A 24,231-nucleotide genomic window follows, 5' to 3' on the forward strand; every position below is an offset into this window, starting at 1 on the left:
GTAACCGAAGCCCGGCTCCAGCGGCTCGATCACGAACCGGGAGCGGAACTCGTCGACGACCTCTTCGGTCAACGAGGGACGCTGAGCAATCAGCATGTGTGGATCAGATCCTTCAGTCGTGGGCGCCCGCTATTTGACACCCGACGTGAGCCGTCCCCGGCACAAAAGGGACGGGTACTGCAAGGGTACGGGCGATACGGCCCCTTTACGGAGCCGTACCGCCCGGCTGTTACATGTGGGGGACAACCCCCACACCCCCGGCCGGAAAGACCGGAGGCACAGCAAGCCCTGGAAGCGCCGGCGTCAGACGCGGCGGCGCTTCGGCGGACGGCAGCCGTTGTGCGGGGTCGGCGTGACGTCCTGGATGGAACCGACCTCGAGGCCCGTGGCCTGCAGGGAGCGGATCGCGGTCTCACGACCGGAACCCGGGCCCTTCACGAACACGTCGACCTTGCGCATGCCGTGCTCCTGGGCGCGGCGGGCAGCCGACTCGGCGGCCATCTGCGCGGCGAACGGCGTGGACTTCCGGGAGCCCTTGAAGCCGACGTGGCCGGCGGAGGCCCAGGAGATCACGTTGCCGGACGGGTCCGTGATCGAGACGATCGTGTTGTTGAACGTGCTCTTGATGTGCGCGTGGCCGTGAGCGACGTTCTTCTTTTCCTTGCGGCGCACCTTCTTGGCAGCGCCCTGACGACCCTTGGGGGGCATCTATAACTCCTACGGGAGGTGGTCGGTCCTACAGCGAAGACCGTGGACAGGCGTCCGCTGTGGACTACTTCTTGCCCGGCTTCTTCTTGCCGGCGATGGCGCGACGCGGTCCCTTGCGGGTACGAGCGTTGGTGCTGGTGCGCTGACCGCGGACGGGCAGGCCACGACGGTGACGCAGACCCTGGTAGGTGCCGATCTCGACCTTGCGGCGGATGTCGGCCTGGATCTCGCGACGGAGGTCACCCTCGGTCTTGATGTTGTTGTCGACGTACTCGCGGATCGCGACCAGCTGCTCCTCGGAGAGGTCACGAACACGGGTGTTCGGGTCCACGCCGGTGGCGGCCAGCGTCTGCTGGGAGAGGGTCCGGCCGATGCCGAACACGTAGGTGAGGGCGATCTCCACGCGCTTTTCGCGCGGGATGTCAACACCGGAAACGCGTGCCATTCAATGGCTCCAGTTACTTGTCGGAGGTCTTCCGCAGAACCGACTCCCAGCCGCCGTACCAGGTACGAACTGGGTCCCCAGCCTCCGAACCGGGGGTGTCAGGCGAACGCTCGTTCCCCTGGGTCCTGCGTATGAACAAATTCAGCTTGCGTCGCGCGAAACCCTGCGATGAATGCAGAGGGATCGGTCGTGCGTCAGCCCTGGCGCTGCTTGTGGCGCGGGTTGTCGCAGATGACCATGACCCGGCCGTGACGGCGGATCACCCTGCACTTGTCGCAGATCTTCTTGACGCTCGGCTTGACCTTCATGGTGAGGTTCTCCGGGTCAGTGCCGGCGGTCCCACCGCACGCGGCGGTGGGGCACAGGCAAGATCTACTTGTAGCGGTAGACGATCCGGCCACGCGTCAGGTCGTACGGAGACAGCTCCACCACGACCCGGTCGTCAGGGAGGATGCGGATGTAGTGCATGCGCATCTTGCCGCTGATGTGTGCCAGGACCTGGTGGCCGTTCTGGAGCTCGACCTTGAACATGGCGTTCGGAAGAGACTCGACGACAGTGCCCTCGATCTCGATGGCACCTTGCTTCTTGGCCACGCTTCGCCCTTCGAATCGACTACCTTGATCGACTCTGTGCTGGCGCATGCAGGCATGCGGGTACACAAGAGCCGACGAGTCAGTCTACGACAGGGCCCTCGGAAACACGAATCGAGAGATCCTGCCCCGCGGGACAGATCCTTAAGCGCACCCCGAAGGGGCGCGAGGCTGTTCGACACGCGGCTCCGCCGCGTGGGCGCGGACAACCCCCTACGCGCCCGCAGCAGCAGACGGCGCTCAGCCCAGCGGATCGGGCGCGGCCACGATTCCCAGCTCGGCGAGCTTCGCCTTGCCCCCGTCGGGACACGTCAGCACCAGCGGGCCCTCCTCCGTCAGCGCGACGGAGTGCTCCCAGTGGGAGGACCAGGTGCCGTCCGTCGTGACGACGGTCCAGTCGTCCTGGAGGACCTCCGTCTTCGGCGTCCCCAGGGACACCATCGGCTCGATCGCGAGGCAGAAGCCGGGCACCAGCTTCGGGCCCTTGCCGCGCCGCCGGTCGACGTAGTTCAGCAGGTGCGGGTCCATGTGCATCTCGGTGCCGATGCCGTGGCCGCCGTAGTCCTCGATGATCCCGTACTTGCCGCCGCCGGGCTTGGGCTGGCGGCGGATGTAGGTCTCGATGGCCCGGGAGACGTCGACCAGGCGGTTGCCCTGCTTCATGGCGGCGATGCCGGCCCACATCGACTCCTCGGTCACCCGGGAGAGCTCGACGAGCTCCGGAGCGTGACCGGAGCCCACGAAGGCCGTGTAGGCCGCGTCGCCGTGCCAGCCGTCGATGATCGCGCCGCAGTCGATGGAGATGACGTCCCCGTCCTTGAGGACGACGTCGTCGGAGGGGATGCCGTGGACGACGACCTCGTTGACCGAGGTGCAGATGGTCGCGGGGAACCCGCCGTAGCCGAGGAAGTTCGGCTTGGCGTTGTGCTCGGCGAGCACCTTGCGCGCGACCTGGTCCAGATCCTTCGTCGTGGCCCCGGGCACGGCGGCCTCACGGGTCGCCGCGTGAATGGCTGCGACCACCAGCCCCGCCTCACGCATCCTGGCGATCTGCTCGGGGGTCTTGATCTGCACCATGGGAGCTACGGCCTTTCTGGACCTTCGGCGACTGCGGACGCCTTCAACGATACGGGGCCGTGCACCCGACCCCGCCCACACAGCAGCCGCGGCCCCCGAGGGGAACCGCGGCCGTAGCTGCGTACGGACGACTACTTGTCGCCCTCGCCACGCTTGAGCGCCTCCATGGCACGCGTCGTGACGTCCTCCACCTTGCCGAGCGCCGAGATCGTGACCACCAGGCCCTGGGCCTTGTAGTAGTCGATGATCGGCTCGGTCTGGGTGTGGTAGACCTCCAGCCGCGTCCGCACGGTCTCCTCGGAGTCGTCGTCCCGCTGGTACAGCTCGCCGCCGCAGACGTCGCAGACGCCGTCCTTGGCCGGCTGCTTGTACGTCACGTGGAAGACGTGCGAGGAGTCGTTGCGGCAGATGCGGCGGCCGGCGATCCGCTTGACGACCTCGTCCTCGGGGACCTCCAGGTCCAGCACCGCGTCGAGCTGCATGCTCTCGGTCTCGAGCAGCTCGTCGAGCGCCTCGGCCTGCGACACGTTGCGGGGGAAGCCGTCCAGCAGGAAACCGTTCTCGGCGTCCGGCTGCTCCATGCGGTCCTTCGCCATGGCGATGGTGACCTCGTCGGGCACCAGGTTGCCCGCGTCCATGTAGGACTTCGCCAGTTTGCCGAGTTCCGTCTGCCGACTGATGTTGGCCCGGAACAGGTCGCCCGTGGAGATGTGCGGGATCGACAGGTTCTGAGCCAGGAACGCGGCCTGCGTTCCCTTACCGGCGCCCGGCGGCCCGACGAGGACGATACGCATCAGCGGAGGAACCCTTCGTAATTGCGCTGCTGGAGCTGGCTCTCGATCTGCTTCACCGTCTCGAGACCGACACCCACGATGATCAGGATGCTCGTCCCGCCGAAGGGGAAGTTCTGGTTTGCCCCGAAACCGGCCAACGCCATCGTTGGCACAAGAGCGATCAGCCCCAAGTACAGCGAACCCGGCCAGGTGATCCGGTTGAGCACGTACGACAGGTACTCAGCGGTCGGTCGGCCAGCCCGGATGCCCGGGATGAAGCCACCATACTTCTTCATGTTGTCCGCGACTTCCTCGGGGTTGAACGAGATGGCCACGTAGAAGAAGGCGAAGAAGATGATCAGGAGGAAGTAGAGGACCATGTGCAGCGGGGCGTCCGGCAGCGCGAGGTTCTTCTCGATCCAGATCTTCCAGCCGGAGTTGCCTCCGGCGAACTGTGCGATCAGCGCCGGGATGTAGAGCAGCGACGACGCGAAGATCACCGGGATGATGCCGGCCTGGTTGACCTTGAGCGGGATGTACGTCGAGGTACCCCCGTAGGACCGACGGCCGATCATGCGCTTCGCGTACTGGACGGGAATCCGGCGCTGAGCCTGCTCGACGAAGACCACCAGGCCGATCACGACGAGGCCGACCAGGACCACCGTGCCGAACTCGATCCAGCCGCCGGCCAGCGAGCCCTGCTCCTTGATCGCCCACAGGGCGGACGGGAAGGTGGCGGCGATCGAGATGAACATCAGGATCGACATGCCGTTGCCGATGCCGCGGTCGGTGATGAGCTCACCGAGCCACATCACCGTCGCCGTGCCCGCGGTCATCGTGATGACCATGGTGATGGTGACGAAGACCGACTGGTCGGGGACGACCTGGCTGGCAACCGAGCAGTTCTGAAACAGGGCGCCGCTGCGGGCGGTGGCGACGAGGCCGGTGCCCTGGAGGATGGCGAGGGCGATCGTCAGGTAACGCGTGTACTGCGTGATCTTCGCCGTACCGGCCTGGCCCTCTTTCTTGAGGGCTTCCAGACGCGGGATCACCACGGTCAGCAACTGCAGGATGATGCTCGCCGTGATGTACGGCATGATGCCCAGGGCGAAGATCGTGATCTGCAGCAGCGCGCCGCCGCTGAACATGTTGACCAGGCCGAAGAGACCCTGGTTGGCCTCGGCCTGGTCGATACAGGTCTGGACGTTCCGGTAGTCGACGCCTGGGATCGGGACGTGTGTACCGACCCGGTAGACCACGATGATGCCGAGCGTGAAGAGCAGCTTCTTGCGCAGGTCGGGCGTCTTGAACGCCCGGGCGAACGCGGTGAGCACGGTGCCTCCTGCGACCCCCGCGCAACTGCGTCAAGGGTGACGGTCTTGAGGTTCGACGAATAGGTAACGGTCAACTGCCGCTCAGAGTGCCCGAAGTGAAGCACCCTGTGAAAAGAGGGCAGTGCAGGCCACCTTACCGGCGAGACTGCCGCCCTAGGAACGACCAACCGGGGATACCCCATATGTGGAGTATCCCCGGCCGGGATCGCTCAGGTCATCGAGATGCCTGTGGTGTTCAGACGAGCTCGGTGACGGAACCGCCGGCGGCGGTGATCTTCTCCTTGGCGGAGCCGGAGACGGCGTCGACCGTCACCTGCAGCGCCACGGAGATCTCGCCCTGGCCGAGGACCTTGACGAGGCTGTTCTTGCGAACGGCACCCTTGGCCACCAGACCCTCGACGGTGACCTCGCCACCCTCGGGGTAGAGCGCGGCCAGCTTGTCGAGGTTCACGACCTGGAACTCGGTCTTGAACGGGTTCTTGAAGCCCTTCAGCTTCGGGAGACGCATGTGGAGGGGCATCTGGCCACCCTCGAAGCGCTCCGGAACCTGGTAACGGGCCTTCGTGCCCTTGGTACCACGACCGGCCGTCTTACCCTTCGACGCCTCACCACGACCCACACGGGTCTTGGCGGTCTTGGCGCCCGGGGCGGGACGGAGGTTGTGGATCTTGAGCGGGTTGTTCTCCGCCATGATCAGTCGACCTCCTCGACCGTCACGAGGTGGCGGACGGTGTGCACCATGCCGCGGAACTCGGGGCGGTCCTCCTTGACGACCTGCGTGTTGATGCCCTTGAGACCAAGGGAACGCAGGGTGTCACGGTGGTTCTGCTTGCTGCCGATGTACGACTTCGTCTGCGTGATCTTGAGCTGAGCCATTACGCAGCACCAGCCCCGGCACGCGCACGCAGCAGAGCCGCGGGAGCGACGTCCTCGAGCGGCAGACCACGGCGGGCCGCGATCTCCTCGGGACGCTGCAGACCCTTCAGGGCCTCCACGGTCGCGTGCACGATGTTGATCGCGTTCGACGAGCCGAGCGACTTCGACAGGATGTCGTGCACACCGGCGCACTCGAGCACGGCACGCACCGGACCACCGGCGATAACGCCGGTACCGGGGGAAGCAGGCTTGAGCAGGACGACGCCCGCGGCCTTCTCGCCCGTGATCGGGTGCGGGATGGTGCCCTGGATGCGGGGGACCTTGAAGAAGTGCTTCTTGGCCTCCTCAACACCCTTGGCGATGGCGGCCGGCACCTCCTTGGCCTTGCCGTATCCGACACCCACGGTGCCGTCACCGTCGCCCACCACGACCAGCGCGGTGAAGCTGAAGCGACGACCACCCTTCACAACCTTGGCGACGCGGTTGATCGCGACGACGCGCTCAACGTAAGCGGTCTTCTCGGCGGCAGCTGCGCCGCCGTCACGGCCCTTCCGGTCCCGCCGCTCGCCGCCACCGGCACCGCCACCGCGGCGCTGGGGTCCAGCCATTGGAATTACCTCTCTCTGTTTCCGCTAGCTACGCGCCAACGTTTTGTCGCTGACGCGACGGGCGACTCAGAACTTGAGTCCGGCCTCGCGGGCGGCGTCCGCCAGGGCGGCGATGCGCCCCGCGTACTGGTTACCACCACGGTCGAACACGACGGCCTCGACACCGGCGGCCTTGGCGCGCTCGGCGACCAGGGCGCCGACCTGCTTGGCCTGCGCGGACTTGTCGCCCTCGCCACCGCGGATCGAGGTGTCCAGGGTGGACGCCGACGCCAGGGTGTGACCCTTGATGTCGTCGATCACCTGGGCCACGATGTGGCGGTTCGAGCGGGTAACGACCAGACGCGGACGCTCCGCCGTACCGTTGATGTGCTTACGGATCCGGATGTGGCGGCGCTTGATCGCGGCGCGCTTGTAGGCGTCGCCCTTGAGGATCTTCTGTCCGTATGCCATGGCTTACTTACCCGCCTTTCCGACCTTGCGGCGGATGACTTCGCCCTCGTACTTGACGCCCTTGGCCTTGTACGGGTCGGGCTTGCGCAGCTTGCGGATGTTGGCCGCGACCTCACCGACCTTCTGCTTGTCGATGCCCTCGACCGAGAAACGGGTCGGGGACTCCACCTTGAAGGTGATGCCCTCGGGGGCCTCGACCAGGATCGGGTGGCTGTAGCCGAGGGAGAACTCCAGGTTGGAGCCCTTGGCCACGACACGGTAACCGACACCGCTGATTTCGAGCTTCTTGACGTATCCCTGGGTCACACCGGTGATCATGTTCGCCACCAGCGTGCGGGACAGGCCGTGCAGGGCCTTGCTCTGCCGCTCGTCGTTGGGCCGCAGCACCTGAAGGGTGCCGTCCTCGGCCTTCGCGATGTCGATCGGCGCGATGACGGTGTGGGTCAGTTCGCCCTTGGGGCCCTTGACCGCGACCGTACGGCCGTCGATGGTGACGTCCACGCCGGCGGGAACCGGGATGGGGAGCTTGCCGATACGCGACATTGCTGTCTCTCCTCCGTTCCCGAATTACCAGACGTAGGCGAGGACTTCCCCACCCACGCCCTTCTTCTGCGCCTGCTTGTCGGTCAGGAGCCCGTGGGACGTGGAGATGATCGCCACGCCCAGGCCGCCCAGAACCTTCGGCAGATTGGTGGACTTCGCGTACACCCGGAGACCGGGCTTCGAGATCCGCTTGATGCCCGCGATGGAGCGCTCACGGTTGGGGCCGAACTTCAGCTCCAGGACGAGGTTCTTGCCGACCTCGGCGTCCTCGACCTTCCAGCCCGTGATGAAGCCCTCCTGCTGGAGGATCTCCGCGATGTGCGACTTGATCTTGGACGCCGGCATCGTCACGGAGTCGTGGTACGCCGAGTTCGCGTTCCGCAGACGCGTCAGCATGTCTGCGATCGGATCAGTCATGGTCATGAATTGGCCTGTGGCCTCTCTCGCCGGGGTTTCCTGGTGCGCCATCCCTCTCCCCGATCCGAGACGGGACGGGTGCGGCGCGGTGGACCTACGGCGTAGTAAGTCGTAAGGGCGGCGGCAGACGCCCAACCCCACAAGCCTAAGGCATGTGGGCTGGACGTCCTGCCGCCCCGGATGCTTACCGAGAGTCCTGCAAATCCCTTAAAAGGGGGATTACCAGGAGCTCTTGGTCACGCCCGGCAGCTCGCCGCGGTGAGCCATCTCACGAAGGCACACACGGCACAGGCCGAACTTGCGGTACACGGAGTGCGGGCGGCCGCAGCGCTGGCAGCGGGTGTAGCCACGCACACCGAACTTGGGCTTGCGAGCAGCCTTAGCGATCAGAGCCTTCTTCGCCATCTCGCTCACGCCTCCTTGAAGGGGAAGCCGAGGTGACGAAGGAGCGCGCGGCCCTCAGCGTCGTTGGTCGCCGTGGTCACCACGGTGATGTCCATACCCCGGGTGCGGTCGATCTTGTCCTGGTCGATCTCGTGGAACATGACCTGCTCCGTGAGACCGAAGGTGTAGTTGCCACGGCCGTCGAACTGCTTGGGGGACAGGCCGCGGAAGTCGCGGATGCGCGGCAGCGCGAGCGACAGGGTGCGGTCCAGGAACTCCCACATGCGGTCGCCACGGAGCGTGACGTGGGCACCGATCGGCTGGCCCTCACGCAGCTTGAACTGCGCGATGGACTTGCGAGCCTTGGTGACGGCCGGCTTCTGACCGGTGATCGTGGTGAGGTCGCGGATGGCGCCCTCGATCAGCTTGGAGTCGCGGGCGGCGTCGCCCACACCCATGTTGACCACGATCTTGACGAGACCGGGGATCTGCATGACGTTCTCGTACTTGAACTCGTCGCGCAGCTTGCCCGTGATCTCGTCGCGGTACTTCTGCTTCAGACGCGGAGTGGTGGTGGTAGCCATCAGATGTCCTCACCCGTCCGCTTGGCAACGCGGATCTTGTTGCCTTCGTCGTCGAAGCGGTAACCGACGCGGGTCACGACCTTGTTGCCGTCCTTCTCCACGACCAGCTGGACGTTGGAGACGTGGATCGGCGCCTCGGTGGTGACGATGCCGCCGGCCTGCGAACCGCGAGCCGTCGGACCGGCCTTGGTGTGCTTCTTGACCCGGTTGACACCCTCGACCAGGACGCGGTCCTCACGGGGGAAGGCCGCGATGACCTTGCCCTGCTTGCCCTTGTCCTTACCGGTGATGACCTGGACCAGGTCGCCCTTCTTGATCTTCATGCTTACAGCACCTCCGGCGCGAGCGAGATGATCTTCATGAACTTCTTCTCGCGCAGCTCCCGGCCGACCGGGCCGAAGATACGGGTGCCACGAGGGTCGCCGTCGTTCTTGAGGATGACGGCGGCGTTCTCGTCGAAGCGGATGTACGAGCCGTCCGGACGGCGGCGCTCCTTGACGGTGCGAACGATGACCGCCTTGATGACGTCACCCTTCTTCACGTTGCCACCGGGGATCGCGTCCTTGACGGTGGCGACGATGACGTCACCGATACCCGCGTAGCGGCGACCGGAGCCACCGAGCACACGGATGCAAAGGATCTCCTTCGCACCAGTGTTGTCGGCGACACGCAGTCGCGACTCCTGCTGGATCACGTCTATCTCCTGATTGTCTGCCGGTTCCCGGGGCGGAGCGCGAAGGACTCACGCTTCGCCCCGAGCCTGGCGGAACGATGCCTAGGGGGTCCCCCTAGGAGGGATGTGCTTGCCGTTGGAATTCCCTGGCGGGAATTACTTGGCCTTCTCGAGGATCTCGACGACGCGCCAGCGCTTGGTCGCGGACAGCGGCCGGGTCTCCATGAGGAGGACACGGTCGCCGACACCCGCGGCGTTCTGCTCGTCGTGGGCCTTGAGCTTGCTCGTACGGCGGATGACCTTGCCGTACAGCGCGTGCTTGACGCGGTCCTCGACGGCGACGACGACGGTCTTGTCCATCTTGTCGCTGACGACCAGACCCTCGCGGGTCTTGCGGAAACCGCGGTCCGTCTTGGTCTCTTCAGTCACGTTGCTCTCGCTCATCAGGCGCTCTCCACCGTCTCGATGCCCAGCTCGCGCTCACGCATCAGGGTGTAGATCCGCGCGATGTCCTTGCGGACGGCCTTGAGCCGACCGTGGTTCTCGAGCTGACCCGTCGCCGCCTGGAAGCGGAGGTTGAACAGCTCTTCCTTGGCCTCGCGGAGCTTGGCAAGGAGCTCCTCGTTGCCCAGCTCGCGCAGCTCGGACGCCTTGGTACCGGCCGACATCACGCTTCACCTGCCTCGCGCTTGACGATCTTGCACTTCATCGGCAGCTTGTGAGCCGCACGGGTCAGGGCCTCGCGCGCGATCTTCTCGTTGGGGTACGACAGCTCGAACATCACGCGTCCGGGCTTGACGTTGGCGATCCACCACTCAGGAGAACCCTTACCGGAACCCATGCGGGTCTCGGCGGGCTTCTTGGTGAGGGGGCGGTCCGGATAGATATTGATCCAGACCTTGCCGCCACGCTTGATGTGGCGGGTCATGGCGATACGAGCGGCCTCGATCTGACGGTTCGTCACATACGCCGGGGTCAGCGCCTGGATGCCGTACTCGCCGAACGCGACCTCAGTACCACCCTTGGCCATACCACTGCGCTTGGGGTGGTGCTGCTTGCGGTGCTTGACCCTACGGGGGATCAGCATGTCGGTCAGGCCTCCGTTCCGGTGCTCTCAGCCGGAGCGGCAGCGGGAGCGTCGGCCTTGGGGGCCTCGGCAGCCGGAGCCTGCTGCGGCTTACGACCGCGCCCGCCACGCTCGCCACCACGGCCACCACGGGCCGGGCGGTCAGCGCCACCACGGGCCGGGCGGTTACCCGCACGGGCGGCGGCGTTCTCGGCGCGGACCTCGGCGATGTTCTTGACGTCGCCCTTGTAGATCCAGACCTTCACACCGATGCGGCCGAAGGTCGTCTTGGCCTCGAAGAAGCCGTAGTCCACGTTCGCGCGGAGCGTGTGCAGGGGCACACGGCCCTCGCGGTAGAACTCCGAGCGGGACATCTCGGCGCCACCGAGGCGGCCACCGCACTGGATCTTGATGCCCTTGGCGCCGGCCTTCATCGTGCCCTGCATGCTCTTACGCATGGCGCGACGGAAGGAGACGCGGGAGGAGAGCTGCTCGGCGACGGCCTGGGCAACCAGCTGAGCGTCGGTCTCGGGGCTCTTGACCTCGAGGATGTTCAGCTGGACCTGCTTGCCCGTGAGCTTCTCGAGGTCACCGCGGATGCGGTCGGCCTCGGCGCCGCGGCGGCCGATGACGATGCCCGGACGCGCGGTGTGGATGTCCACCCGCACGCGGTCACGGGTGCGCTCGATCTCGACCTTGGAGATGCCGGCGCGCTCCATGCCGGACGTCATCATCCGGCGGATGGCGACGTCTTCCTTGACGTAGTCCTTGTACAGCTTGTCGGCGTACCAACGCGACTTGAAGTCGGTCGTGACACCGAGCCGGAACCCGTGCGGGTTTACCTTCTGGCCCATTACCGGGTTCCTTCCTTGCTGCTGACGACCACGGTGATGTGGCTGGTCCGCTTGCGGATCCGGTAGGCACGGCCCTGGGCGCGCGGACGGAACCGCTTCAGGGTCGGGCCCTCGTCGACGTACGCCTCGGAGATGTAGAGGCTGTCGACATCGGTGTGGTCGTAGTTGTGCGCGGCGTTGGCGATGGCGCTGTCCAGCACCTTGCCGACCGGCACGCTCGCGGCCTGCGGGGCGAAACGCAGGACCGCCTGAGCCTCCGTGGCGTTGAGGCCACGGATGAGGTCCACCACACGGCGGGCCTTCATGGGCGTGACGCGGATGTACCGCGCCTGGGCCCTGGCTTCCATGGTTGTCCTTCCAGTGTCTGTCATGGTCATTCCACCCCGCGCTTAGCGGCGCTTCGACTTCCGGTCGTCCTTGACGTGACCCCGGAAGGTGCGGGTCGGCGAGAACTCGCCGAGCTTGTGGCCGACCATCGACTCGGTGACGAACACCGGAATGTGGGTCTTGCCGTTGTGCACCGCGAGCGTGTGGCCGAGCATGGCCGGCACGATCATCGAGCGACGGGACCAGGTCTTGATGACGTTCTTGGTGCCGGCTTCGTTCTGGGCGTCCACCTTCTTGATCAGGTGGTCGTCGACGAAGGGCCCCTTCTTCAAGCTACGAGGCATCTCAACCCGTCCTTAGCGCTTCTTGTTCGTCTTGCGGCGGCGGACGATGTACTTGTTCGACGCCTTCTTGGGCGAACGAGTACGGCCTTCCTTCTTGCCCCAGGGGGACACCGGGTGACGACCACCCGAGGTACGGCCCTCGCCACCACCGTGCGGGTGGTCCACCGGGTTCATGACCACACCACGCACGGTCGGGCGAACGCCCAGCCAACGCTTACGGCCCGCCTTACCCCAGTTGATGTTGCTCTGTTCGGCGTTGCCCACCTCACCGACGGTGGCGCGGCAGCGCACGTCGACCAGGCGGATCTCACCGGACGGCATGCGCAGGTGGGCCATGGAGCCCTCCTTCGCGAGCAGCTGCACGGAGGCGCCGGCGGAGCGGGCGAACTTCGCGCCGCCGCCCGGACGCAGCTCGATGGCGTGCAGCGTGGTACCGACCGGGATGTTGCGCAGGGCAAGGTTGTTGCCCGGCTTGATGTCGGCCCCGGGACCGTTCTCGACACGGTCACCCTGCTGCAGGTTGCGCGGGGCGAGGATGTAGCGCTTCTCGCCGTCGGCGTAGTGCAGCAGCGCGATGCGCGCGGTGCGGTTGGGGTCGTACTCGATGTGCGCGACCTTCGCCGGCACGCCGTCCTTGTCGTGACGACGGAAGTCGATCACGCGGTAGGCGCGCTTGTGGCCACCACCCTGGTGGCGGACGGTCACACGACCGGAGTTGTTACGGCCACCCTTGCTGTGCAGGGGGCGGACCAACGACTTCTCCGGCGTGGACCGCGTGACCTCGACGAAGTCGGCGACGCTCGAGCCACGACGGCCCGGCGTAGTCGGCTTGTACTTGCGGATTCCCATTTCTCAGTCCTCGTCCGATATCGGACGATCCGGACCGCCCTCAGGCGGTCGGACCGCCGAAGATGTCGATACGGTCGCCCTCTGCGAGGGTCACGATCGCGCGCTTGGTGGACGCGCGCTGGCCGAAGCCCGTGCGGGTCCGCTTGCGCTTGCCCTGGCGGTTGATCGTGTTGACCCCGGTGACCTTGACCGAGAAGACCGACTGCACGGCCTGCTTGATCTGGGTCTTGTTGGCGTTCGGGGCGACGATGAACGTGTACTTGCCCTCGTCGAGGAGCGCGTAGCTCTTCTCTGAGACGACCGGCTTGAGCAGCACGTCACGGGGGTCCGTGAAGGACTTGCTCAGCGGGGTCTCGACGGTGTTCTTGCCCTCGGCGGCGTGGCGGCGCGCCTTGGCGACGCGCGCGGCCTTGGCCTTCTTCGCCGCCTTGGAGGCGATAGCGGGGTGACGGATAGCCATCAGACCTCGCTCCCTTCGGTGTCATTGGCCTTCGGGCCGGACACGAAGGACTCGAAGGCGGCCTTGGTGAAGACCACGTCGTCCGAGACGAGAACGTCGTACGTGTTCAGCTGGCCCGGCTCCAGGATGTGGACCTGGGGCAGGTTGCGGGCGGACAGCCACGCGGCCTCGTCGGCGCGGTCGATGACCAGGAGCAGGTTCTTGCGCTCCGAGATCTTGCCGAACAGCGTCCGAGCGGCCTTCGTCGACGGGTTCTCACCCTCGACGACGCCGGAGACGACGTGGATGCGGTTGTGGCGGGCCCGGTCGGTGAGGGCGTGACGCAGCGCGGCAGCCTTCATCTTCTTGGGCGTCCGCTGCGAGTAGTCACGCGGCACGGGACCGTGCACGACGCCACCACCGGCGAACTGCGGCGCGCGGGTCGAACCCTGACGGGCGCGACCGGTGCCCTTCTGGCGGTACGGCTTCCTGCCACCGCCGCGGACCTCGCCACGGGTCTTGGTCTTGTGCGTGCCCTGACGGGCCGCGGCCAGCTGCGCGACGACGACCTGGTGGATCAGCGGGATGCTGACCTTCTCGACGTCGAAGATCTCCGCGGGGAGCTCGACGGAACCGGCCTTGTCGCCCGCCGGCGAAAGGATGTCAACAGTGCTCATTACCTCAGGCCCCCTTGGCCGCGGTGCGGACCAGGACGAGGCCGCCGTTCGGACCGGGAACCGCGCCCTTGATGAGCAGCAGACCCTTCTCCGCGTCAACGGCGTGGACGGTCAGGTTCTGGGTGGTGACCCGCTCGTTGCCCATGCGACCCGCCATGCGGAGCCCCTTGAACACACGGCCCGGGGTGGCGCAGCCACCGATGGAACCGGGGGAGCGGTGCTTGCGCTGGGTGCCGTGTCCGGCGCCGAGGCCCTTGAAGTTGTGACGCTTCATGACACCGGCGAAGCCCTTGCCCTTGCTCTTGCCGGTCACGTCGACCTTGATGCCGGCCTCGAACACCTCAGCGGTGATCTCCTGGCCGAGGGTGTACTCGCTGGCGTCAGCGGTACGGATCTCGACGAGGTGGCGGCGGGGAGTGACGTCGGCCTTGGCGAAGTGGCCCTTGAGGGGCTTGTTCACCTTGCGCGGGTCGATCTCGCCGAACGCGATCTGGACGGACTCGTAGCCGTCGCTGTCGTTCGTGCGGACCTGGGTGACGACGTTGGGGCCGGCCTTGACGACGGTGACCGGGACGACACGGTTGTTCGCGTCCCACACCTGCGTCATGCCGAGCTTCTCGCCCAGGATGCCCTTGATCTGCTTAGCCATCGTTCAGATCACCGGCCTCAGAGCTTGATCTCGATGTCGACACCGGCCGGGAGGTCGAGTCGCATCAGAGAGTCAACGGTCTTGGGGGTCGGGTCGAGGATGTCGATCAGGCGCTTGTGCGTGCGCATCTCGAAGTGCTCGCGCGAGTCCTTGTACTTGTGCGGCGACTTGATGACGCAGTACACGTTCTTCTCAGTGGGCAGCGGCACCGGGCCCGCGACCGACGCACCAGTGCGAGTCACCGTCTCGACGATCTTCTTCGCCGAAGAGTCGATGACCTCGTGGTCGTAGGCCTTGAGCCGGATGCGGATCTTCTGTCCCGCCATGGCTACTAGTAGTCCTGTCTCTCGTAACGCTCTGGAACCCGGTGTTCACTTCGTTCTCTCCGACCCACGCGGTCGGGCGTGTCGCTCTTCCGCTGACACAGATGTCCCTTGTTCGAACATCCCTCCAGGGATTGCGCACGGCCCTTCCGGAACCGCAGACCGGGACCTAGAAGGCCACCGGGTGCCTGGTCGGTGCCGCACTGACACTTCCCGGAAGATTCCCGTACGTCCGCCCCAGCGCTGCCGTGGTGGCAGTTAGGGCGACGAGTACTGTGGGACTCGCTTCCGGTCCCCCCGGCGGGAGGCGCGCAGCATCAACACTCGACCGAGCAACTCGGACAGTCTGCCATATGGGGCAGGGCCGACGCCAATCGAGCCGAGGAGAATACCCCGGGGGTGACGTAGGTCAAACGCCCGGCCGGACGGGCCGTGTCGTTCAGCGTCGCGGCTGCGCCGCGGACCAGGCCCTCTCGGCGAGTCGCTCGCACACCGGATGTTGCGGATCTGATGCCCACGTTGGCGTCAGAGCCACTCCCCCTCGTCGTCCTGCTCGCCCGTGCCGTACCCGCGCATCACGACCACCAGCTGAACGGGCGCTTCGGTGTCGTCATGCTTGACGCCGGCCAGGAGGACCTTGTCCGAGATCCGCCAAGCGGTGTGGTCGATGTAGTCCGCGCCGTCCGTGAGGTCCTCGTCCACGGTCTCGAGTCGCGCTCCGAGCGAACCCGATTCCAGCTGGGCGACCACACGAGGAAGCTCGGCGGACGCGGCGTCGTACAGGTCGTCGATGTAGGTGTCCGGATCAGGCCGTTCGTCTTCGACCTCCCGGTACCAGAGCGTGAACTCCACCTCCACCGGACCGTCGCCCTGAATCCAGGCGTGCGCGTCGCCGCGCCGCCAAGTCGTCGCCCACTGCTTCGCCTCATTCCTGCGCTCGCCTTCCCACCCCGAGGCTTCGAGAACGGCGGCCGCCGCCGGGCCGGTGAGTTCGTCGAGTTCGGACAGCTGACCCAGTTCCGCGCTTACGTCAACCATTTACTCATTCCGCTCATACCATTGCCGGGCACATGAAAGACCGACAGCGTACCATTTGCCATCGCTTCCGGGAAATGCGTGCCGAGCACTTCCCGGAAATGAGCAGCGCCCGCCTCATTTGAAATGGCGTAACACACACCCTTTCCGGCCAGTTCCTCATTCATCTGCAGGAGCTTGGCGGCCTGATCAGTGATCTTTTTTTCGTTGTAGAAAGAGCTTTCAGGATTGTAGGCGGACTTGGCCCACTCGCTCTCCCGCCCTCCGGTGAACTTGGCTTCCATGATCCAGCCGTTCGTAGGACCGCCGTCCATGTGCACCGCCCGGCCGTCGGAGAGCTTCCAGATCTGTTCGTAGTCCACGCCGGACACGACACGCTGATACCTGAACGAAGGACGCTTCAGCATCTTGTCGGTCAGCCAGGCGAGCCCCTTGAAGGTGGGGCAGGACTGGAGCCCCAGAGGGTCGGACCAGACCAGCGGGTTGACCACGTACGCGTAGTGGTCGGGGCCGGCCGCGAGTCCCAGCGGGTCAGGCGATATGTAGCGGGCCGTATGCGGGTCGTAATAGCGGAAACAGTTGTAGTGGAGTTCGCTCTCGACATCGAAGTACTGGCCGGGGAACCGAAGACGGCAGTCCTCCTCCGGCGTATACGTACTTTCTTGCACGCCCCACAGTTGCGATCTGTTCTTCCAGGTCGTCGCACCGTCCGGCGAGAGCATTTCCAGCGGACTTCCCGCGAGATCGCTCACAATGAGCCGGAATCTCCGGTCGATTTCGTCCTGCGGGGCATCGCCAAGCCCCTCGTTGCGACTCTGGGCTATTGCCCGGTGACTGTCAGGCGAGTATTCCCAGGATATGGTGGTGCGGTTACCGGAACCGGAGTCGCGGATCTCCTCTGCCAGCCGGGTGCCGTCCCAGACGAAGAACACGGCCTCGGTGACCTCTCCAGACGGGCCCAGGCGCTCTTTGGATATGCGGCGCCCCAGAGGGTCGTAGGTGTAGCGCCAGGTCGTACCGTCCGGGGTGACGAGGCCGGTCAGCCGGTCTTCGGAGTTCCAGGCGTAGGTCCAGCTCTTCCGGAGGCCTGAGAGGGTCCTCCGCGTCCGTCGGACCACCCGGCCCTGGGCGTCGTATGCGTAGCTGGTGCGGCCGGCCCTCGTCAGCCGGTTTCCGGAGTACTCGTATCGCCGTGCGGACTCATGTCCTCCGGGGCCTTCTCCCTGCTCGCGATGGGAGGAGACCAGCCGTCCGCAAGAGTCGTACGCATAGGTCTCGCTCCACGACTGCGCGCGGACACTGGTGGCCCGGCCCTTCGCGTCCAGCCCGTAGCGTTTCCTGCCCTCCTGGGCGTCGATCGTCTCGACAGGACCGGCCGCGGAGTGGACGTAGTCGTGGTCCACGGATGTCGTCCCCGGAGCGGCTTGGTGCGCAGTGCCGGCCGAGAGGACCATCTGCTTGCGCATCCGGTGCATCTCGTCCCACTCCTGTCGCACCGACAGCGCCTTGTCCAACCGGATTCCGGTCTCCCTGCCCGCGGCATCGTGTGCGAAGCGCAGGGAATGGTCGAAGGCTGCCAGCTCCTGTGGCAGCCCATCCGGGGCGTAGGACCAGCTGCTCAATGCTCCGGACGGAGTGAGACGCGTGGTACGCCGACCGGCAAGGTCATAGCGGAACGTGGTGGTCCGCCCGTTGACGGTTTCCTCCGTGACACGGCCGTACTCGTCATGCTTGTAGGCGAGGCGGGCTCCGGACGACAGCGCTTCCTTCAGCAGCCCGGCATCGTCGTAGCGGAACACGGTGGTCGAGTCCCCGACTCGCTTCTCGACGATGTTGCCGACCGCGTCACGGGCGTAGTCGACCGTTTCCCCGGCACCGTTGACCTGCCGGACCAGACGGCCCACCTCGTCGTGGACATAAGTGAGCGAACGCCCGTCGAAGTCCCGCTCGGCGACGAGCTGTCCCGCCGCGTCATATGCATAGCTCCAGGTCAGGCCAAGGGGGTTGGTGACTGCGGTGAGCCGAAGTTCGGTGTCGTGGTCGAAGCGGAGAGTCGCACCCGCGGGATCGGTTCTGCTCACCAGGAGGTCGAAGTGCGTGTACGTCGAACGGGTGGTCGCGCCCGCGCCGTCGGTGTGCGCGAGGAGGTTCCCCTCCGCATCCCAAGTCCAGGACTCCACGCTCCCGTCGGCCGCGATTCTCTGCCGCCTCCTGCCCTCCGGGGTCCAGGAGATGCGGGTGACGCCCGCCAGCGGCTCCGTCACGGTCTCGATGCGGCCGAACGCGTCCCGGGAGTATGCGACGACCGCACCGGTGGCCCTCGTGACCCTCAGCGGAAGACCGGCGGCGTCGGTGACCAAGGACACGGTCGAACCCAAAGGGTCGGTGATGGCCGTGAGGGCTCCGCCGGGACCGTAACTGAAACGGGTCTCCGCGCCCTGCGGCTCTACCACGGACGTACGGTTCCCCCGCTCGTCGTAGGTGTAGGTGCGCACCGCTCCGTCGCCACCGATGGTCAGGACGGGGAGGTGCCACTGGTTGTACTCGGCACTGGCCCGGCGGCCGTCGGGACCCGTGATTGAGGTGACGTTGCCGGCTTCGTCGTAGGTGTACGCCGTCTCGCGACCCACCGGGTCGACCTGCTTGAGGAGCCGTCCGTGACGGTCCCATTCGAGCGTCTCCTGCCGCCCGAGGGGGTCGGTCACGCGGACGAGCTGCAGGTATTCGTTGTACTCGTACCGAAGAGTGTTGCCCAGCGAGTTGGTGTACGTCGTGCGGCGCTGCCCGGTGTCGTAGGCGATGAGGCAGTTCAGGAACCCGTCGGCGCCCTGTCCCGCCACGCAGCGGTCCTCGCTGTCGTATGTGAAGCGGTACCAACTGCCGTTGCGGTCGGTCCAGGAGACGATGCGCGCGGTCGTCGTACTCGAGCCGGAACGGCAGCCCGGAGGAGTTGTAGATCTCGGTGAGGTTCCTGTCGGGTGAGTACGCGTAGCGCAGCAGTGTGGTGGCGCCGCCGTCAGCGGTGCTGTCAACTCCGGGAGCTCGTGGCCCATCAGGCCGTCTGGCCATGGTGATGAACGCGGCGTTCTGGTCCCAGAGTCCGTCGGCGCGGTCGATGTGGCGAGGTTGCTGGACGAGGGTGACCGCGATCAGTTGCCTGGCAGTGGCGAACCGGGCGGGGGCTGTCCCCACCCCCGCCCTCCAGCCCACCGGATGGCTCGCCCCCGCTCCCCCAGGCACCGTAAGGGCACCGACCACACAGCAGGGGGACCCATCGTGCGCACCACCACCGCCACCGCCCTCACCCTGGCCCTCGCCGCAGCAGCCGCAGTGCCCGCCACGGCCGCCTCCACCCCCGGCAGGCTGGGCACCGACGGCCTCTGGCGCATGGACGGCTACGGCACCGTCCTCTCCCTCGACGGCGACACCCTCCAGGAGTTCCAGACGACATCCGTCAGCTGCCTCAAGGGTGACGGTGCTCGGCGGACCGGCCCCGGCACGTACGCGACCGCCGACGGCACCACCTTGACCATCCGGCCCGGCCCCGGCGGGAACCACGCCACCCTGGGCTTCGACACCTCGGTCGGACACCGCTCGCTGCGGCGGATCCAGGAACTGCCGGCCGACTGCACCCGCCCCACCCCCGAGGACCCCCGCGCTGCCTTCGACGTCTTCTGGCACTCGTTCGCCGAGAACTACCCCTTCTTCGCCGCGAAGGGCGTCGACTGGCAGGCCCTGAGGGGCCGTTACCGGCCCGAGGTGCACGCGGACACCACCCGCAAGGAGCTCTTCGGCATCTTCAGCGACATGGTGCGGCCTCTGTACGACGCCCATGTCGCCGTCCGGGACGGGGACCAGGTCTTCGCCCAGGTTCGCCCGGGCACCCAACCGCCCAGCGAGGAACTGGACACCAAGGTCAAGAAGTTCATCACCGAACGCGACCTCAAGAACGCCTCCTATCGCCAGGACTTCGCCAACGGCCGCATCACCTACGCCGACCTGCCCGGCCGCGCCGCCGGCCAGGGCTACCTCCGCATCTCCGGCTTCGGCGGGTACGCCCAGGACGGCGCCCCCTGTCCCGTCCACCTCGCCGAATTCGACAAGGCCCTGGACACGATCCTCACCCCCGAGCGCACTCAGCTGCTCAAGGGCCTGATCATCGACCTGCGCATCAACGGCGGCGGCTCCGACGCCCTCGGCATCCACCTCGCCGAACGCCTCACGGACAAGCCCTACGTCGCCTACGCCAAGCGCGCCCGCAACCACCCCACCGACCCGGACCGGCACACCCGCCCCGAGCCCATCCGGGGCCTGCCGGCCGACGGGCCCCGCTACACCGGGCCCATCGCCGTACTGACCTCGGGCACGACCGTCAGCGCGGGTGAGACCTTCACGCAGGCCCTGATCGACCGTCCGGGCGGCACCGTTCGCGTCGGGCAGCCGACCCAGGGTGTCTTCTCCGACGTCATGCAGCGCACCCTGCCCAACGGCATGACGGCGATCCTCCCGAACGAGGAGTTCCTGAACCGGTCGGGCCGGACCTACGACGGCACGGGCATCCCGCCCCACCTGACCGAACCGGTCTTCACGAAGGAGGAGTTCGCCAAGAAGCGAGACTCGGCGTTCGACCGCGCGGTGAGGGTCCTGAGGAACGAGGACTAGACGAAGGCCACGAAGTCCGACCAGGCCTCCGGTGTGAGCGCGAGCCGGGGGCCCTGGGTGGCGTGCTTTGAGTCGCGGACGTGGATGGTGTGGGGGGCTATGGCGATCTCGACGCAGGAGTTGCCGTCCGTGCCACTGCTGTAGCTGCTCTTGAACCAGGCCAGTTCGGAGGTATCCCCGGCAGAAGCGTTGCGGATCATGTTTCTCCCAGCACTTGCTCGATGAAGGCCAGCGACTCCCGAGGGGAGAGAGCCTGCGCACGGATGGTGCCATACCGCAGCTCAAGGATGCGGAGTTGCTTGGGATCACTGGTCGGCCGTCCACTGAACGCTCCGTCGGAGCGACCCACCGCCGTACCGTCCGGGAACTTCAGCAGCTCGATCTTGCCGTCCACCCCGGGGTGAGCATCCGTCTCGGTCGGCATGATCTGAAAGATCACGTTGCGCAAGCGGCCCACCTCCAACAGCCGTTCGAGCTGTTGTCGCCACACCATTGTGCCCCCGACCCGTCGACGCAGCACCGCCTCCTCCAGGACGTAGTGCACCGACGGGGCAGGGTCTCGTTGGAAGACCGACTGCCGGGCCATGCGGGCAGCAACCATCCGTTCCACGTCGTCCGGCGCGTACGGCGGCTGCGCTGCCTCGAACAAGGCCCGCGCATGCTCCGGGGTCTGCAACAAGCCATGGACGCTGTTGCACTCATACACCCCGATCTCCACCGCTTGCCCCTCCAGCTTGGCAAGCTCCCGCACCTTCTTGGGATACCGGACCTTCTTCACGTCCTCCCAGGCCGCCGCAACCAGCCCACCCGCCCCCAGCACCTCATCAGCCCTGACGAGATAGTCCTGCCGGGGAATCCGCTTCCCGCCCTCGATCTTGTAGACCATGTCCTCGCCGTACCCCACGGCCGTCCCGAACTCGGCGGCCCGCATCCCCACCGCCTCACGCCGCAACTTCAGCTGCCGCCCGACCGTGGCGATGACCGCGACGCCCCACTCGTCGTCCGGGTCCACCTCCCAACCCGGCTCGTCCGCCTCGCCCTTGAGCCGCCCCGCGTCCGCCTCGACCGTCATCCCGCACCCTTCCTCCGTCGTACGACCGTGCCCGGCGCCCTACTCGTACACCCGCCCCCGACAGCCCGGACAGCACCGGACAAGCTCCGGACAGTCACCGTACGCACTCGCCGAGTAACTGTTCACGGTAAGCGCGGACGGTCACGCTGAGTGACGTGAAGCAGAACTCCCCCGAACTCCGCACTCCTGTCCGCAACTTCAGCCTCCAGCTGTCCCCCACCCCGCGCGGGGCCCGCCTGGCGCGTCTCCTCGCCACGGAACAACTGCGCTCCTGGGGACTGCCGCTGGACCCGGCGCGGCAGGTCATCGCCGAGTTGTCGAACAACGCCGCGACGCACGGCCGCGCCCCCGGCCGTGACTTCCGCCTGCTCCTCTACGTCGTCGCCGGCACCCTCCGCGTCGAGGTGACGGACACCCGCGCCGACCGGCTGCCGCCGGCACGACCCGGCCTGGGTCTCCTCCTGGTCGACGCGCTCGCCGATCGCTGGGGCGTCACCCGGGGGCTGCCGCCCCGCAAGACCGTCTGGGCCGAGATCGACCTCGCGCCGGAGCCTGAAAACCCGCACTCCGGCGGCACAGGCGCCCTCCTCAAAAAACCACAAGGGTGAAAGGACCTGACCAAACCCCACCCCTCCTCCCAGCCTCAGGGCCGCCTCACCCTCACGAGTGAACATCGCCAACTCAGCTGGATTCCGGGGCCCTTGCCTGCCCTACGCTCAGCGCAACACAACCGCAGACATGCGACGGCCCCCGCCGGGACGGCAATCCCAGTGCGAGGGCCTGACCACCGAGGAAGAAAAGGCCTTCCCGATGGATACGCAGAACCCTAACGTGCCCGCGCACGCCCACACCCGGGTTGCCGGAAAGAAGCACCCGAACCGGCGGCATCCCCACGTCGGCCTGGTGCACGACAACACCCGCCACACCACCCGCTTCACGGTGATCGGCAACCATCTGGCCCAGCACCCGGAGCTGTCACTGCTCGCGATCGGGCTCGCGGTGCACATCCAGTCGCTCCCGGCGGGCTCCCGCATCGACATCAAGTCCCTGGCCGCCCGTTTCCCGGAGGGCACGACCCGTATCGCCGCCGGCCTGCGGGAGCTGGAAGCCCACGGCTACCTGCGCCGCACGCGCGAACGCGTCCCGGACGGCCGGATCATCACCCGCACGACCTCCTGCAACCAGCCGGGTCACAGCGGTGCGAACACCCCGCGCCCGGCCCCGAGGAGGCGGACGAGGCAGCCCGGCGGCAAACCCCTCCCCGCGGTACCGCGCCCGGCCTGCCCCGCCCCCGCCCTCCTCCAACGGGCCACCGACCTCCTCGCCGGCCTGCGCCGGGACGACCCCCGCCTTCTCCTGTCCGGGTGCGACACGGCCCACCTCGCCCCGGGGGTCGCCGCCTGGCTCGAACGGGACGTCACCCCGGCCGCCGTACGCCACGCCCTGACGACGGACCTCCCACCGGAGCCCCTCCACCGCCCGGCCGCCCTCCTCGCCCACCGCCTCACAGCCCAGCTGCCGGCCCCACCGCCCCTCGGGGCATCGCAACTGCCACCCCCACCGCCCCTCGGGGCATCGCAACCGCCACCCGCGCCCACCCGGCATCCCCTCCAGACCTGCGACGGCCGCGACCGCGCGTTCCGCGCGCCGGCGCCCGGCCACTGCCGCGACTGCCGATCCAACCGAACCGAACTCCTGGAAGCCGCATGAGACGAGCAGCGGCCGCACATGTCGCCTCGCTCCCCCGCCGACCGAGCGGGTTAGCCTGGCCGGGGCACTCCCTGGAGGTGGACGCGATGAGCACTCAGGCTGACCACGGACATGAGCTGGCCCCCCGTCCTCAGCACACTCCTGACGCCCTGCGTGCGGCCCTCGCCGCTGTGGATCCGGCCCGTCTGGAAGAGATGCAGGCCACGAAGGACGACGCCTTCGCCAAGGCGGTCGAGTGGCAGTCCCTCAGCCCTGTGCAGAGCTGGGTGCTGACCTGGGCCCGCGACATCGAGATCGCCCGGCGTCCCGACCTGTCCACCCGTTACGCACGCGCGAAGGACAACCTGGAGCACGAGGACCCCGCCATCGCGCGAGAGGCCCTGCGTGAACTGAGCGCTGTCCTGGACGAAGCCATGAACGCGGTCCGCGAGTGAGCTGGAAGTGGGAGTACGCCTTCGGCGCGCAGGAAGCGGCCCGAACCGCTCCCACCGGCTTCCTCGCGGAGGTGGAACGCACGTCGGATGAGCTGGTCAGGGCCGCCGAAGCCCTGCACATCCACGGACAGACGCATGACAGCGCCGACCCGAAGGGCGGCGACGTCATCGTCCCCGGCGGCATGTTCACGTATCAGGTCGTCGTCCGCAGCGAGCGGATCTACGTCGTCCAGATCACGTACCTGGGCTTCTGACTGACCACAGCAAACACCCCCAGGCGTGGGCGCGCCCACGCGCCGACCTGTTGCCGTGACCACCCCGGGCACG

At 67.0% G+C, this 24,231-nt stretch carries 37 protein-coding genes; 5 read left to right on the forward strand and 32 right to left on the reverse strand.

Annotation, left to right across the window (positions count from 1 at the left end):
• Positions 1–303: 303 nt before the first annotated feature.
• The 30 genes from rpsK to ABTX62_RS28090 all read right to left on the reverse strand — a co-directional run bounded on the left by rpsK (position 304) and on the right by ABTX62_RS28090 (position 19,079).
• A complete protein-coding gene (gene rpsK / locus ABTX62_RS27945) occupies positions 304–708 on the reverse strand; it encodes a 30S ribosomal protein S11 (protein WP_003956432.1) in 405 nt (134 codons plus the stop codon).
• 64 nt (positions 709–772) lie between these two features.
• Positions 773–1,153 (reverse strand): 30S ribosomal protein S13, encoded by a 381-nt coding sequence (gene rpsM / locus ABTX62_RS27950; RefSeq protein ID WP_004984507.1) that lies wholly within the window; start codon positions 1,151–1,153, stop codon positions 773–775.
• A 194-nt stretch (positions 1,154–1,347) separates the two neighbouring features.
• Positions 1,348–1,461, reverse strand: coding sequence for a 50S ribosomal protein L36 (gene rpmJ, locus ABTX62_RS27955; RefSeq protein ID WP_003974245.1), 114 nt, complete (start codon positions 1,459–1,461; stop codon positions 1,348–1,350).
• Positions 1,462–1,525: 64 nt separating this feature from the next.
• Positions 1,526–1,747 carry a translation initiation factor IF-1 gene (gene infA / locus ABTX62_RS27960; protein ID WP_003948620.1) on the reverse strand — a complete coding sequence of 74 codons (222 nt, stop codon included), beginning with the start codon at positions 1,745–1,747 and terminating at the stop codon, positions 1,526–1,528.
• 237 nt (positions 1,748–1,984) lie between these two features.
• Positions 1,985–2,821 carry a type I methionyl aminopeptidase gene (gene map, locus ABTX62_RS27965; protein ID WP_352118805.1) on the reverse strand — a complete coding sequence of 279 codons (837 nt, stop codon included), beginning with the start codon at positions 2,819–2,821 and terminating at the stop codon, positions 1,985–1,987.
• A gap of 131 nt (positions 2,822–2,952) precedes the next feature.
• The gene (locus ABTX62_RS27970) at positions 2,953–3,615 is read right to left on the reverse strand and encodes an adenylate kinase (protein ID WP_352118806.1); all 663 of its coding nucleotides are present in this window, start codon (positions 3,613–3,615) and stop codon (positions 2,953–2,955) included.
• Positions 3,615–4,928, reverse strand: a complete 1,314-nt coding sequence (gene secY / locus ABTX62_RS27975; RefSeq protein WP_352118807.1) for a preprotein translocase subunit SecY — start codon at positions 4,926–4,928, stop codon at positions 3,615–3,617. The genes ABTX62_RS27970 and secY overlap by 1 nt, the downstream gene beginning before the upstream one ends.
• 235 nt (positions 4,929–5,163) lie before the next feature.
• Positions 5,164–5,619, reverse strand: a complete 456-nt coding sequence (gene rplO / locus ABTX62_RS27980; protein WP_031141307.1) for a 50S ribosomal protein L15 — start codon at positions 5,617–5,619, stop codon at positions 5,164–5,166.
• A gap of 2 nt (positions 5,620–5,621) precedes the next feature.
• A complete protein-coding gene (gene rpmD / locus ABTX62_RS27985; RefSeq protein WP_005481207.1) occupies positions 5,622–5,804 on the reverse strand; it encodes a 50S ribosomal protein L30 in 183 nt (60 codons plus the stop codon).
• Positions 5,804–6,412, reverse strand: coding sequence for a 30S ribosomal protein S5 (rpsE, locus tag ABTX62_RS27990; protein WP_013001409.1), 609 nt, complete (start codon positions 6,410–6,412; stop codon positions 5,804–5,806). Before rpsE ends, rpmD begins: the two co-directional genes overlap by 1 nt.
• Positions 6,413–6,478: 66 nt before the next feature.
• Positions 6,479–6,862, reverse strand: coding sequence for a 50S ribosomal protein L18 (rplR, locus tag ABTX62_RS27995; RefSeq protein WP_007494754.1), 384 nt, complete (start codon positions 6,860–6,862; stop codon positions 6,479–6,481).
• A 3-nt stretch (positions 6,863–6,865) separates the two neighbouring features.
• Positions 6,866–7,405 carry a 50S ribosomal protein L6 gene (gene rplF, locus ABTX62_RS28000; RefSeq protein WP_003992368.1) on the reverse strand — a complete coding sequence of 180 codons (540 nt, stop codon included), beginning with the start codon at positions 7,403–7,405 and terminating at the stop codon, positions 6,866–6,868.
• Between the two features lie 24 nt (positions 7,406–7,429).
• Positions 7,430–7,828 carry a 30S ribosomal protein S8 gene (gene rpsH, locus ABTX62_RS28005; RefSeq protein ID WP_030839654.1) on the reverse strand — a complete coding sequence of 133 codons (399 nt, stop codon included), beginning with the start codon at positions 7,826–7,828 and terminating at the stop codon, positions 7,430–7,432.
• A 213-nt stretch (positions 7,829–8,041) separates the two neighbouring features.
• Positions 8,042–8,227 carry a type Z 30S ribosomal protein S14 gene (locus ABTX62_RS28010; protein WP_003948630.1) on the reverse strand — a complete coding sequence of 62 codons (186 nt, stop codon included), beginning with the start codon at positions 8,225–8,227 and terminating at the stop codon, positions 8,042–8,044.
• A 5-nt stretch (positions 8,228–8,232) separates the two neighbouring features.
• Positions 8,233–8,790 (reverse strand): 50S ribosomal protein L5, encoded by a 558-nt coding sequence (rplE, locus tag ABTX62_RS28015; protein WP_283973836.1) that lies wholly within the window; start codon positions 8,788–8,790, stop codon positions 8,233–8,235.
• Entirely contained in the window at positions 8,790–9,113 is a 324-nt protein-coding gene (rplX, locus tag ABTX62_RS28020) for a 50S ribosomal protein L24 (protein WP_003992365.1), read from the reverse strand. The genes rplE and rplX overlap by 1 nt, the downstream gene beginning before the upstream one ends.
• 2 nt (positions 9,114–9,115) lie before the next feature.
• Positions 9,116–9,484, reverse strand: a complete 369-nt coding sequence (gene rplN, locus ABTX62_RS28025; protein WP_003992364.1) for a 50S ribosomal protein L14 — start codon at positions 9,482–9,484, stop codon at positions 9,116–9,118.
• A gap of 135 nt (positions 9,485–9,619) precedes the next feature.
• Positions 9,620–9,907 carry a 30S ribosomal protein S17 gene (rpsQ, locus tag ABTX62_RS28030; protein ID WP_030839660.1) on the reverse strand — a complete coding sequence of 96 codons (288 nt, stop codon included), beginning with the start codon at positions 9,905–9,907 and terminating at the stop codon, positions 9,620–9,622.
• Entirely contained in the window at positions 9,907–10,131 is a 225-nt protein-coding gene (rpmC, locus tag ABTX62_RS28035; RefSeq protein WP_003974259.1) for a 50S ribosomal protein L29, read from the reverse strand. Before rpmC ends, rpsQ begins: the two co-directional genes overlap by 1 nt.
• Positions 10,131–10,550 carry a 50S ribosomal protein L16 gene (rplP, locus tag ABTX62_RS28040; RefSeq protein WP_030839663.1) on the reverse strand — a complete coding sequence of 140 codons (420 nt, stop codon included), beginning with the start codon at positions 10,548–10,550 and terminating at the stop codon, positions 10,131–10,133. The genes rpmC and rplP overlap by 1 nt, the downstream gene beginning before the upstream one ends.
• A 5-nt stretch (positions 10,551–10,555) precedes the next feature.
• Positions 10,556–11,383 carry a 30S ribosomal protein S3 gene (gene rpsC, locus ABTX62_RS28045; protein ID WP_030860973.1) on the reverse strand — a complete coding sequence of 276 codons (828 nt, stop codon included), beginning with the start codon at positions 11,381–11,383 and terminating at the stop codon, positions 10,556–10,558.
• Positions 11,383–11,730, reverse strand: a complete 348-nt coding sequence (rplV, locus tag ABTX62_RS28050) for a 50S ribosomal protein L22 (protein WP_010036727.1) — start codon at positions 11,728–11,730, stop codon at positions 11,383–11,385. Before rplV ends, rpsC begins: the two co-directional genes overlap by 1 nt.
• A gap of 42 nt (positions 11,731–11,772) precedes the next feature.
• The gene (rpsS, locus tag ABTX62_RS28055; protein WP_003992359.1) at positions 11,773–12,054 is read right to left on the reverse strand and encodes a 30S ribosomal protein S19; all 282 of its coding nucleotides are present in this window, start codon (positions 12,052–12,054) and stop codon (positions 11,773–11,775) included.
• Between the two features lie 12 nt (positions 12,055–12,066).
• Positions 12,067–12,903, reverse strand: a complete 837-nt coding sequence (gene rplB, locus ABTX62_RS28060) for a 50S ribosomal protein L2 (RefSeq protein WP_145867745.1) — start codon at positions 12,901–12,903, stop codon at positions 12,067–12,069.
• A 40-nt stretch (positions 12,904–12,943) separates the two neighbouring features.
• The gene (rplW, locus tag ABTX62_RS28065; RefSeq protein ID WP_283973837.1) at positions 12,944–13,363 is read right to left on the reverse strand and encodes a 50S ribosomal protein L23; all 420 of its coding nucleotides are present in this window, start codon (positions 13,361–13,363) and stop codon (positions 12,944–12,946) included.
• Positions 13,363–14,019, reverse strand: a complete 657-nt coding sequence (gene rplD / locus ABTX62_RS28070) for a 50S ribosomal protein L4 (RefSeq protein WP_352118808.1) — start codon at positions 14,017–14,019, stop codon at positions 13,363–13,365. Before rplD ends, rplW begins: the two co-directional genes overlap by 1 nt.
• Positions 14,020–14,023: 4 nt before the next feature.
• A complete protein-coding gene (rplC, locus tag ABTX62_RS28075; protein ID WP_352118809.1) occupies positions 14,024–14,668 on the reverse strand; it encodes a 50S ribosomal protein L3 in 645 nt (214 codons plus the stop codon).
• Between the two features lie 17 nt (positions 14,669–14,685).
• Entirely contained in the window at positions 14,686–14,994 is a 309-nt protein-coding gene (gene rpsJ / locus ABTX62_RS28080) for a 30S ribosomal protein S10 (RefSeq protein WP_003948644.1), read from the reverse strand.
• A gap of 522 nt (positions 14,995–15,516) precedes the next feature.
• Positions 15,517–16,029: a hypothetical protein gene (locus ABTX62_RS28085; protein ID WP_352118810.1), complete on the reverse strand. Its 513-nt coding sequence runs from the start codon at positions 16,027–16,029 to the stop codon at positions 15,517–15,519.
• On the reverse strand, positions 16,017–19,079 hold the full coding sequence (locus ABTX62_RS28090) for an RHS repeat-associated core domain-containing protein (protein ID WP_502998023.1): 3,063 nt from the start codon (positions 19,077–19,079) through the stop codon (positions 16,017–16,019). Before ABTX62_RS28090 ends, ABTX62_RS28085 begins: the two co-directional genes overlap by 13 nt.
• 223 nt (positions 19,080–19,302) lie before the next feature.
• Here ABTX62_RS28090 and ABTX62_RS28095 point away from each other — a divergent pair, with 223 nt between their 5' ends.
• The gene (locus tag ABTX62_RS28095; RefSeq protein WP_352118812.1) at positions 19,303–20,688 is read left to right on the forward strand and encodes a S41 family peptidase; all 1,386 of its coding nucleotides are present in this window, start codon (positions 19,303–19,305) and stop codon (positions 20,686–20,688) included.
• On the opposite strand, the gene ABTX62_RS28100 is transcribed toward ABTX62_RS28095, so the two are convergent.
• Both ABTX62_RS28100 and ABTX62_RS28105 read right to left on the reverse strand, forming a co-directional pair.
• Entirely contained in the window at positions 20,685–20,888 is a 204-nt protein-coding gene (locus ABTX62_RS28100; protein WP_352118813.1) for a DUF397 domain-containing protein, read from the reverse strand. The two genes, ABTX62_RS28095 and ABTX62_RS28100, sit on opposite strands and share 4 nt — an antisense overlap.
• Positions 20,885–21,760: a helix-turn-helix domain-containing protein gene (locus ABTX62_RS28105; RefSeq protein ID WP_352118814.1), complete on the reverse strand. Its 876-nt coding sequence runs from the start codon at positions 21,758–21,760 to the stop codon at positions 20,885–20,887. Before ABTX62_RS28105 ends, ABTX62_RS28100 begins: the two co-directional genes overlap by 4 nt.
• Positions 21,761–21,915: 155 nt before the next feature.
• Here ABTX62_RS28105 and ABTX62_RS28110 point away from each other — a divergent pair, with 155 nt between their 5' ends.
• The 4 genes from ABTX62_RS28110 to ABTX62_RS28125 all read left to right on the forward strand — a co-directional run bounded on the left by ABTX62_RS28110 (position 21,916) and on the right by ABTX62_RS28125 (position 24,158).
• Positions 21,916–22,368 carry an ATP-binding protein gene (locus ABTX62_RS28110; RefSeq protein WP_352118815.1) on the forward strand — a complete coding sequence of 151 codons (453 nt, stop codon included), beginning with the start codon at positions 21,916–21,918 and terminating at the stop codon, positions 22,366–22,368.
• 202 nt (positions 22,369–22,570) lie between these two features.
• A complete protein-coding gene (locus ABTX62_RS28115) occupies positions 22,571–23,470 on the forward strand; it encodes a helix-turn-helix domain-containing protein (protein WP_352118816.1) in 900 nt (299 codons plus the stop codon).
• Between the two features lie 86 nt (positions 23,471–23,556).
• Positions 23,557–23,904, forward strand: a complete 348-nt coding sequence (locus tag ABTX62_RS28120; protein WP_352118817.1) for a hypothetical protein — start codon at positions 23,557–23,559, stop codon at positions 23,902–23,904.
• The gene (locus ABTX62_RS28125) at positions 23,901–24,158 is read left to right on the forward strand and encodes a hypothetical protein (protein ID WP_352118818.1); all 258 of its coding nucleotides are present in this window, start codon (positions 23,901–23,903) and stop codon (positions 24,156–24,158) included. Before ABTX62_RS28120 ends, ABTX62_RS28125 begins: the two co-directional genes overlap by 4 nt.
• The last annotated feature ends 73 nt before the right edge of the window (positions 24,159–24,231 follow it).

Origin of the sequence: Streptomyces sp. NPDC096046 (genome assembly GCF_040303285.1) — a bacterium.
GTDB lineage: Bacteria > Actinomycetota > Actinomycetes > Streptomycetales > Streptomycetaceae > Streptomyces.

What these genes read in the sequence shown, in the direction of transcription:
- rpsK (WP_003956432.1), bottom strand. Translation starts at nt 708, where the DNA reads ATGCCCCCCAAGGGTCGTCAGGGCGCTGCCAAGAAGGTGCGCCGCAAG.
- rpsM (WP_004984507.1), bottom strand. Translation starts at nt 1,153, where the DNA reads ATGGCACGCGTTTCCGGTGTTGACATCCCGCGCGAAAAGCGCGTGGAG.
- rpmJ (WP_003974245.1), bottom strand. Translation starts at nt 1,461, where the DNA reads ATGAAGGTCAAGCCGAGCGTCAAGAAGATCTGCGACAAGTGCAGGGTG.
- map (WP_352118805.1), bottom strand. Translation starts at nt 2,821, where the DNA reads ATGGTGCAGATCAAGACCCCCGAGCAGATCGCCAGGATGCGTGAGGCG.
- ABTX62_RS27970 (WP_352118806.1), bottom strand. Translation starts at nt 3,615, where the DNA reads ATGCGTATCGTCCTCGTCGGGCCGCCGGGCGCCGGTAAGGGAACGCAG.
- rplO (WP_031141307.1), bottom strand. Translation starts at nt 5,619, where the DNA reads ATGGCGGAGAACAACCCGCTCAAGATCCACAACCTCCGTCCCGCCCCG.
- rpmD (WP_005481207.1), bottom strand. Translation starts at nt 5,804, where the DNA reads ATGGCTCAGCTCAAGATCACGCAGACGAAGTCGTACATCGGCAGCAAG.
- rpsE (WP_013001409.1), bottom strand. Translation starts at nt 6,412, where the DNA reads ATGGCTGGACCCCAGCGCCGCGGTGGCGGTGCCGGTGGCGGCGAGCGG.
- rplR (WP_007494754.1), bottom strand. Translation starts at nt 6,862, where the DNA reads ATGGCATACGGACAGAAGATCCTCAAGGGCGACGCCTACAAGCGCGCC.
- rplF (WP_003992368.1), bottom strand. Translation starts at nt 7,405, where the DNA reads ATGTCGCGTATCGGCAAGCTCCCCATCCCGGTTCCCGCCGGCGTGGAC.
- rpsH (WP_030839654.1), bottom strand. Translation starts at nt 7,828, where the DNA reads ATGACCATGACTGATCCGATCGCAGACATGCTGACGCGTCTGCGGAAC.
- ABTX62_RS28010 (WP_003948630.1), bottom strand. Translation starts at nt 8,227, where the DNA reads ATGGCGAAGAAGGCTCTGATCGCTAAGGCTGCTCGCAAGCCCAAGTTC.
- rplE (WP_283973836.1), bottom strand. Translation starts at nt 8,790, where the DNA reads ATGGCTACCACCACCACTCCGCGTCTGAAGCAGAAGTACCGCGACGAG.
- rplX (WP_003992365.1), bottom strand. Translation starts at nt 9,113, where the DNA reads ATGAAGATCAAGAAGGGCGACCTGGTCCAGGTCATCACCGGTAAGGAC.
- rpsQ (WP_030839660.1), bottom strand. Translation starts at nt 9,907, where the DNA reads ATGAGCGAGAGCAACGTGACTGAAGAGACCAAGACGGACCGCGGTTTC.
- rpmC (WP_003974259.1), bottom strand. Translation starts at nt 10,131, where the DNA reads ATGTCGGCCGGTACCAAGGCGTCCGAGCTGCGCGAGCTGGGCAACGAG.
- rplP (WP_030839663.1), bottom strand. Translation starts at nt 10,550, where the DNA reads ATGCTGATCCCCCGTAGGGTCAAGCACCGCAAGCAGCACCACCCCAAG.
- rpsC (WP_030860973.1), bottom strand. Translation starts at nt 11,383, where the DNA reads ATGGGCCAGAAGGTAAACCCGCACGGGTTCCGGCTCGGTGTCACGACC.
- rplV (WP_010036727.1), bottom strand. Translation starts at nt 11,730, where the DNA reads ATGGAAGCCAGGGCCCAGGCGCGGTACATCCGCGTCACGCCCATGAAG.
- rpsS (WP_003992359.1), bottom strand. Translation starts at nt 12,054, where the DNA reads ATGCCTCGTAGCTTGAAGAAGGGGCCCTTCGTCGACGACCACCTGATC.
- rplB (WP_145867745.1), bottom strand. Translation starts at nt 12,903, where the DNA reads ATGGGAATCCGCAAGTACAAGCCGACTACGCCGGGCCGTCGTGGCTCG.
- rplW (WP_283973837.1), bottom strand. Translation starts at nt 13,363, where the DNA reads ATGGCTATCCGTCACCCCGCTATCGCCTCCAAGGCGGCGAAGAAGGCC.
- rplD (WP_352118808.1), bottom strand. Translation starts at nt 14,019, where the DNA reads ATGAGCACTGTTGACATCCTTTCGCCGGCGGGCGACAAGGCCGGTTCC.
- rplC (WP_352118809.1), bottom strand. Translation starts at nt 14,668, where the DNA reads ATGGCTAAGCAGATCAAGGGCATCCTGGGCGAGAAGCTCGGCATGACG.
- rpsJ (WP_003948644.1), bottom strand. Translation starts at nt 14,994, where the DNA reads ATGGCGGGACAGAAGATCCGCATCCGGCTCAAGGCCTACGACCACGAG.
- ABTX62_RS28085 (WP_352118810.1), bottom strand. Translation starts at nt 16,029, where the DNA reads ATGGTTGACGTAAGCGCGGAACTGGGTCAGCTGTCCGAACTCGACGAA.
- ABTX62_RS28090 (WP_502998023.1), bottom strand. Translation starts at nt 19,079, where the DNA reads ATGGGCCACGAGCTCCCGGAGTTGACAGCACCGCTGACGGCGGCGCCA.
- ABTX62_RS28100 (WP_352118813.1), bottom strand. Translation starts at nt 20,888, where the DNA reads ATGATCCGCAACGCTTCTGCCGGGGATACCTCCGAACTGGCCTGGTTC.
- ABTX62_RS28105 (WP_352118814.1), bottom strand. Translation starts at nt 21,760, where the DNA reads ATGACGGTCGAGGCGGACGCGGGGCGGCTCAAGGGCGAGGCGGACGAG.
- ABTX62_RS28115 (WP_352118816.1), top strand. Translation starts at nt 22,571, where the DNA reads ATGGATACGCAGAACCCTAACGTGCCCGCGCACGCCCACACCCGGGTT.
- ABTX62_RS28120 (WP_352118817.1), top strand. Translation starts at nt 23,557, where the DNA reads ATGAGCACTCAGGCTGACCACGGACATGAGCTGGCCCCCCGTCCTCAG.